This is a genomic window from Falsochrobactrum ovis (assembly GCF_003259955.1).
GTDB classification, from domain to species: Bacteria; Pseudomonadota; Alphaproteobacteria; order Rhizobiales; family Rhizobiaceae; genus Brucella; species Brucella ovis_A.
This window is the reverse complement of record NZ_QLMK01000009.1, coordinates 94615-102388: the sequence shown is the minus strand read 5'-3', so window position 1 is coordinate 102388 and position 7774 is coordinate 94615. Positions and strand designations below refer to the sequence as shown.

Here is a 7774-nt window from a genome sequence, read left to right as displayed (position 1 = left end):
ACATCCTCATTCCGCGCTCAAGATGGCTTCCCCTCGGCAGTTCATCAGGGCTAAATCAAACTAGCCGATCTGTCCGGTGAAACGGGGGCACTCCACGAAGTGCTGATACAGATCGGTACAAGATTGGAGTTTGATTGACTGTCGCTGCGATTTTTGCCACATCAGCGGTCAATCTCGTTTATGATGCTTCCGCGTTTGGCGCTCCGTTATAAATCAGAGGCGACCACCGCGTTAAAGCGATTTAGAAGGATATATTGCAATGGCTACGGTAGCCGATTTTCAAGAACTACGCACGAAAATGGTCGATAATCAGATCCGGACCCGTGATATCACGGACCTGCGTGTTCTCGAGGCATTTCTTTCTGTGCCGCGCGAAGTTTTTGTACCGGCAAATCGTCAGGCTCTCGCCTATATCGATGAAGCAATTCTCCTTAATAGCGAGAGCGTCGAGCCGCGTTACCTTCTGGATCCTTCGACCTTTGCTAAATTGGTACAACTAGCAGAAATCACAAAAAATGATCTCGTTTTGGATATTGGTTGCGGGATGGGCTATTCATCTGCGATCTTGTCTGAACTGGCAGATTCTGTAATTGGTCTTGAAAGCGATTCAAATTTATCGGCTGCAGCGTCTTCGACATTGCCGCAACATGGATATGATAATGTAGTGGTGGTCACGGGGGAACTTCCTGCGGGCTATGTAGCTGAGGCTCCGTTCGATGTTATCATGCTCGAAGGATCGGTAGATTTTGTCCCGGAAGGCCTTTTTGATCAGCTAAAAGAAGGCGGTCGCCTGATTGCAGTGGAGGGGGAAGGACTTGCGGGAGTGGCACGCATTTACGTTAAGGAAGACGGCGTTGTGTCTGGCCGCAGCGTCTTCAATGCAGCCGTGAAGCCTTTGCCAGGGTTTGAAAAAGCTGAAGAATTCGTATTTTAACCTGTCATTCTGGGTTAAAAATGCATCGGTGCTCAATTGTTTGTGAACGCATCTTCATCAGCGGTGGAAATGGTTAAGTTTGCAGGTTATGAAGTAACCTAGGGCCGGTGGTTCAATTGCACGGTTATTGTAAGGATGAGGTAAACGGTGTTCAAAGCGTATAAAGGACTTTTAGCAGCGGCAATTTTGCTTTCTGGTACCGTTTTGTCGGGACATGCTGCTTTGTCAGAGACGCTGAACGGCGCTCTCGCTAAGGCCTATAAAAACAATGCATCTTTGAACTCATCGCGCGCAGGTGTGCGGATTGAGGACGAGAACGTTGCAATCGCTAAATCAGGCTATCGTCCGCAGATTTCAGCCGGTTACGATGTCAGCCGCAGTAAGGCTCCGAGATCCAATCCGCGAACAGTGGGAACAGTGGGAATCCAGCTTGATCAAATGTTGTTTGACGGTTTCCAAACCCAAAACAATGTTGCAGCTGCCGAAACCCGAGTTTTCGCTCAGCGTCACAATCTGTTAAATGATGAACAGAACACGCTCTTTCAGGCGGTTCAGGCCTATATGGACGTTTATCAATTCCGCCAAATCGCTGCATTGCGTGAGAAAAACCTCGCCGCTATGAACGAACAGGTGCGGGCGGCTCGTGCTCGACTGGATGTGGGTGAGGGAACTCGGACCGATGTTGCCCAGGCCGAGGCTCAGCGCTCCACTGCTATCGCAGCGCTCAATGCGGCAAGAGCAGATGTAAAGACTGCGGAAGCGACCTATTTGCAGATTGTCGGAACATCGCCTGACAAGCTTCAAGCCGCTGCTGCCGCTAAGAACCTTCCACGTTCCGTGAATGAAGCATATGCTATTGCACTGGCGTCACACCCGGGGATCGTTGCGACCAAATACGCGGTTAACGCCCAAGGCTATAATGTTAAAGCTAAAGAAGGCGCCTTGTTACCTGGTGTTGGTCTAAGCGCCAGCGCTAGCCATATGGATACCTATTCAGGCTCTGATATTGCAGACGGAAACTCAGCCTCTATCGGTCTAGGAGTAAAAATTCCGATCTATACGGGTGGGCGTACCTCGGCTCAGGTGCGTCAGGCGAAGGAACAGCTTGGTCAGGCCCGCATAGAAGTCGATATCGTACAGGACCAGGTCAGGCAGGCGATCAGTTCAGCTTGGTCTTGGCTAGAGGCTGCCCGAGCGTCTGTTTCTGCCAATCGCGAGGCGATTTCTGCTGCCCAGCTCGCTCTTAACGGCGTTATTGAAGAGCGCAATGTAGGTCAGAGAACAACGTTGGATGTGTTGAATTCTCAAAACAATTTGATTGATGCGCAGATTGCATTGGTGCGCGCCGAGCATGATGTTGTTGTAGCGAGCTATGCATTATTGAGTGCTACCGGTCGGATGACGGCCGATAAGCTTAATCTGCAAGTGGCAGCCTATAAGCCGGAAGAGCATTATAACGCAGTCAAAGACAAGTGGATCGGTCTGCGTACGCCGGATGGTCGCTGATTGCTCATCGGTAATTGTTTCAATCTAACTCTAACGGCGCGTCATGCGCCGTTTTTGTTGAGTCGATCAGCTTGAGAGAAATCTTAATAAATCGATAAAGTTGTGAGTTTGATCGTCCTATTTCCCACAAGGGATTCTCAAATCACTTTAGGTTCGGTACCCTTAATCCATTGATTCTCTGCCTTTGTTAGAACAATTGGCGATAAGGGAAAGTCGGATAACTATGGCACAAACCTCCAGCGCAGCGCGAGAACCGTCTATGGAAGAAATTCTGGCGTCGATTCGCCGAATCATTGAAGACAGCGATGTGGCGCGCCATCCCGACCCAATAGCTCCATTCCCTCCGCAAGGCCCACGCGGTGAGGTCACCGAATTTATTCGCCCGGTATCAAATGAAGCAAAGCGCGAACAGGACGACGAAACTCAGTCCGAAAAGTCGGCCCCTGCGAATTCAGTGGCTAATTTTAAAGAAGAGCTTACGCTTCGCGGGACAATCTCCGACATTGCCGAGTTCGAGACGGGCTTAGAGCAAGAGGATGACGAACCGGTTCTTGCCGCACAGAATGATGATCATCACAATGATGAGTGGGTGCCAAAAGCCATGGGCGGTGCAGAGGCTCTTTCTGTCGAAGAGACCCAAGAAGACGATCTGATTTCAAATCATTCTGCGGTGGAGGAAGGTTCTGCTTATCCAGCAGCGTCAGAAGGTGAGGGATTGACGATGAGTAAAGAGCATATCCTTTCCGAGGTGACCGAACGTTATGTTGCCACTGCCTTTGAAAATTTGGATCATGCCATGAAGGCTGAGCCGCCTCGCTCCTTTGATGATATTGCTGCGGATATAATGCGGCCTATGCTGCAGGAATGGCTTGATAAAAATTTACCTAGCTTAGTCGAACGGCTTGTCCGCGAGGAAATTGAACGGGTCGTCCGGCGCGATCGTTAAGAGATCGCCAAATGCTCAAGATTGACCCGTCTGCCTTGCAGGCGGGTTTTGATTTTTAGGATGATTTGTGGGCCTATAGTTGCTATTCACCGCTTAACCTATTCATACTGCATTAAAACCGGACGTTTCCATGCTTGAGAAGACTTATAATGCCGCGGCCATTGAGCCGAAGATCGCTGCACGTTGGGATGAGGCAGGAGCATTTAAAGCTGGCGCCGGCTCTAAAGCTGGTGCAGATCCTTTTGCTGTTGTTATCCCACCGCCTAATGTCACCGGATCGCTGCATATGGGCCATGCGCTCAACAATACGATCCAAGACATTATGGTGCGCTTTGAACGTATGCGCGGCAAAAACGTTCTGTGGCAGCCGGGGCTAGACCATGCCGGTATTGCGACACAGATGGTTGTGGAGCGTCAGCTCGCCGAACGCAAAGAGCCAAATCGTCATGCTATGGGACGTGAAAAATTCATTGAGCGCGTTTGGCAGTGGAAAGCCGAATCCGGTGGGATGATATCCAATCAGCTCCGTCGTTTGGGTGCATCATGCGACTGGTCGCGCGAGCGTTTCACCATGGACGAAGGACTGTCCAAGGCGGTTTTGGAAGTATTTGTAAGCCTTTACAAGCAAAACCTGATCTATCGCGATAAGCGCTTGGTAAATTGGGACCCGAAACTGCTTACGGCAATTTCTGACATTGAAGTCGAGTCACGGGAGACCAAAGGTCATCTTTGGCATTTCCGCTATCCGCTTGAAAACGTACCTTTCGATCCGGAAAACCCGCACACTTACATCGTAGTAGCAACGACCCGCCCGGAAACCATGTTAGGCGATACCGGTGTTGCAGTTAATGCGAAAGATGAGCGATATCATGCGCTTGTTGGCAATGATGTGGTTTTGCCTCTTGTTGGCCGCCGCATTCCGATAGTTGCCGATGACTATGCAGATCCAGAATCGGGATCAGGCGCTGTAAAGATTACTCCCGCCCACGATTTCAATGATTTCGAAGTTGGGAAGCGCAATAATCTGCGTGCGATCAATATTTTCACGCCATCAGCTGCAATCACTTTGAAAGAAAACATTGATTTTCTTGAGGGATTGGAACTTACAGCCGAGTTAAAGGCTCTGATCAACGAGCTAGATGGTCAAGACCGTTTTGCTGCGCGCAAGCGTATCGTGGAATTGATGGACGAACGCGGATATTTGGAAAAGATTGAAGATCACACCCACGCTGTCCCGCATGGCGATCGTGGTGGCGTGCCAATCGAGCCCTATTTGACGGATCAGTGGTATGTGAACGCAGCCGAGCTTGCCAAGCCTGCCATGGCCGCAGTGCGTCAGGGGAAAACCCAGATCGTTCCGAAAAATTGGGAAAAAACCTATTTTGATTGGATGGAAAATATCCAGCCTTGGTGCATTTCACGTCAATTGTGGTGGGGCCATCAGATCCCGGCTTGGTATGGTCCCGATGGCAAATGCTTTGTGGAAAAAAGTGAAGAACAAGCCAAAGCTGCAGCCCGAGCCCATTATGGTGAAGATGTAGAGTTAGAACGCGATACCGACGTTCTCGATACCTGGTTTTCATCCGCGCTCTGGCCGTTTTCAACTCTTGGTTGGCCGGATAAAACTCCAGAACTGGCTACCTATTATCCGACGAGCGTCTTGGTAACTGGATTTGACATCCTGTTCTTCTGGGTCGCTCGAATGATGATGATGGGCCTTCATTTTATGGAAGAAATCCCGTTCCATACGGTCTATCTCCACGCACTCGTTCGCGATAAAAACGGTGCCAAAATGTCCAAATCAAAGGGCAATGTCATTGATCCTTTGGAATTGATGGACGAATATGGCGCCGATGCCCTGCGTTTTACGCTCGCGATCATGGCGGCGCAGGGGCGTGACGTTAAGCTCGATCCTGCGCGTATTGCCGGTTATCGTAATTTTGGCACCAAACTCTGGAATGCGACGCGCTTTGCGCAGATGAATGGGGTGAAGATCTATCCGAATTTTGACCCGAACAAAGTTGAACTTGCAGTCAATCGTTGGGTACTCACAGAGCTGACAAAAGCTAACAAGGCTGTCACAGAGGGAATTGCTACTTATCGCTTCAATGATGCAGCCGGTGCTGCTTATCGTTTTGTCTGGCATCAGTTCTGTGACTGGTACCTAGAGCTGCTAAAGCCAATTTTCATGGGTGACGATGAAGCGGCTAAAACTGAGGCGCAGGCAACCGCAGCCTATTGTCTCGATGAAATTTATAAGCTTTTGCACCCATTCATGCCGTTTATGACCGAAGAACTTTGGTCATTGACAGCAGGCGAAGGCAGAAGCCGCGAGAATGTTCTTGCACTTACTGCTTGGCCCGAGCAGCAATTTATCGATGAACAGGCTGCGGCCGACATTAACTGGTTGATCGATCTGGTAACAGGCATTCGTTCGGTTCGTGCTGAAATGAACGTCCCAGCCGGAGCCATTGCCCCCATCGTGGTGCTGGATGCCACGGCGGAAACCAAGGACCGCTTCGCTCGTCATGACGCAGCAATCAAGCGATTGGCGCGGGTTGAGAGCGTGACTTTCGAGATGGATGCGCCAAAGGGTGCAGCTCAGCTTGTTCTGGGCGAAGCAACAATCTGCATTCCACTCGGAAACTTGATTGATCTGGAGGCAGAGGCAGCCCGTTTGGCGAAGGAAGCTGGGAAAATAGCGGCTGAAATGGATCGCATCGAGAAAAAACTCGCCAACGAGAAGTTCGTCGCCAATGCTCGTGAAGATGTGGTCGAAGCGGAGCGAACAAGACTAACGGAACTCAAGGATTCTGCAGCTCGGGTCGCTACTGCCCAAGAGAGAATTCGCGAGGCCGGTTAAGCTCATAAATTGGTCTAGGATGGCCGGGCTAGGGCCCGGTCATCTCAGTGTGAATTATGCTGCCGTGGCACAATTGACGCAGAATAGCTCAAAACCGCGGTGACTAAAGCGTAAGCGCGCTAAATTTTACCCAGAGATACCAAATGTTTAGTTGGGATTGCTGATGTCAACATTGTTTGTCATGGTTCTGACTAGCCGGGATAATGGGTCGTCTAGTTTTGTACACTTGCTTAGTGTCAACGGGTGAGTATTGCGAGGGGGATAAAGAATTATGGCGTCACCTGTGAGGTTGCTAATACTTACTTTGGCGCTGTTCGGAAGCGCAACATCAAGCCTTGCAGGAGGGTTTGAACGAAGTTCACAGGATTTTGATATTCTGTTCGAACAGGGAACGGTTCTTGATACGACAGCGACCTTTGTCGCGCCTCAACGGAAACTGAAAAACATCCGTGGTTCGGCTTTTAGCGGTACGACAAACCCAATGACGGGGACGCCTTACGCAACCTCAGTTGAGGAGACTAAGAGCTATTGGGTGCCAAAAGTTTCCGCGAAAATTGACCTCACCGATGACCTTGCCTGTGCTGGCCAATATCGACAGCCATGGGGCGCCTACACCGATGCTGGCATGGAAACGGTGCGTATGTATGTGGCGATCCGGCAAGAAATTTCCTCTCATGATTATGGGCTAAATTGTTCTTACCGGTTTTCAGCCGGAGAGAAGGGCTATTTCCGTATTCTCGGTGGCGTCAGCTATCAGCAATTGCGTGGCGAGCAGACCCGGCTTTTACCTGGCCAAGGTCCGCTGCCGTTCCGTGTCGCTACGCTTGACGTGGAGGGCGAAAGTGTCGGCTGGCGCTTGGGTGCTGCATATGAAATTCCGGAATATTCAATGCGCGCCAGTTTGGTCTATCAGTCTGAATTGAGCTATGATTTGGACGGTATTGTAGGAAATATAATTCCAAACACGAATGTCAGCGTCACAGGAGCGGTTGTCTCTCCGCAATCCGTCGAATTTAAATTTCAAACCGGAGTTGCGCCGGATTGGTTGGCATTTGGTTCGGTTAAATGGACAGACTGGTCGAGTATCGAGCGCATCAGTTTCGTTAATTCGAGCGGCCAAATTTATGCAGGCATTTTTGCACCTGGACAAGAAATTATGGCGCTCGAATTAGGGTTTAAGGATGGCTGGACAGTAGTCGGGGGCGTGGGCCACAAGATTGATGATCAATGGTCAGCCGCGGCCACGGTGAGCTGGGATCGCGGTACGACGCGAGGCTTGAGCGCCCAGACCGACGTGTGGACATTCGGCCTTGGCGCTACCTATAAGGCGACGGAACATGTTGAGCTACGATTGGCGGGTGCCGCAGGCCTTCTAACGTCCGGAAGCCTTGATGATAGGGGTGTCGGAACGCCAGGTCTCGGCTCAAAAGCGGAATTTGGTAACGATCTGGTGACTGCCATTTCACTAACAGGCAAAGTTAAATTCTAACACAGAATAAAAATAACGCCCGGAGAAACTCCGGGC

The 7774-nt window shown here is 50.4% G+C and carries 5 protein-coding genes; all 5 read left to right on the top strand.

All coding sequences use genetic code 11. The features are described from left to right. Positions 1-259: 259 nt before the first annotated feature. On the top strand, positions 260-934 hold the full coding sequence (locus C7374_RS11300) for a protein-L-isoaspartate O-methyltransferase family protein (RefSeq protein WP_111575732.1): 675 nt from the start codon (positions 260-262) through the stop codon (positions 932-934). Positions 935-1081: 147 nt separating this feature from the next. After that, positions 1082-2440, top strand: coding sequence for a TolC family outer membrane protein (locus C7374_RS11295; protein ID WP_111575731.1), 1359 nt, complete (start codon positions 1082-1084; stop codon positions 2438-2440). A gap of 223 nt (positions 2441-2663) precedes the next feature. After that, the gene (locus C7374_RS11290; protein WP_111575730.1) at positions 2664-3386 is read left to right on the top strand and encodes a PopZ family protein; all 723 of its coding nucleotides are present in this window, start codon (positions 2664-2666) and stop codon (positions 3384-3386) included. Positions 3387-3516: 130 nt separating this feature from the next. Beyond that, a complete protein-coding gene (locus C7374_RS11285) occupies positions 3517-6249 on the top strand; it encodes a valine--tRNA ligase (protein ID WP_111575729.1) in 2733 nt (910 codons plus the stop codon). A 271-nt stretch (positions 6250-6520) separates the two neighbouring features. Continuing rightward, complete coding sequence (locus tag C7374_RS11280; RefSeq protein ID WP_111575728.1) at positions 6521-7738, top strand: OmpP1/FadL family transporter; 1218 nt, start codon at positions 6521-6523, stop codon at positions 7736-7738. Positions 7739-7774: the final 36 nt, after the last annotated feature.

What these genes read in the sequence shown, in the direction of transcription:
- C7374_RS11300 (WP_111575732.1), top strand. Translation starts at nt 260, where the DNA reads ATGGCTACGGTAGCCGATTTTCAAGAACTACGCACGAAAATGGTCGAT.
- C7374_RS11290 (WP_111575730.1), top strand. Translation starts at nt 2,664, where the DNA reads ATGGCACAAACCTCCAGCGCAGCGCGAGAACCGTCTATGGAAGAAATT.
- C7374_RS11285 (WP_111575729.1), top strand. Translation starts at nt 3,517, where the DNA reads ATGCTTGAGAAGACTTATAATGCCGCGGCCATTGAGCCGAAGATCGCT.
- C7374_RS11280 (WP_111575728.1), top strand. Translation starts at nt 6,521, where the DNA reads ATGGCGTCACCTGTGAGGTTGCTAATACTTACTTTGGCGCTGTTCGGA.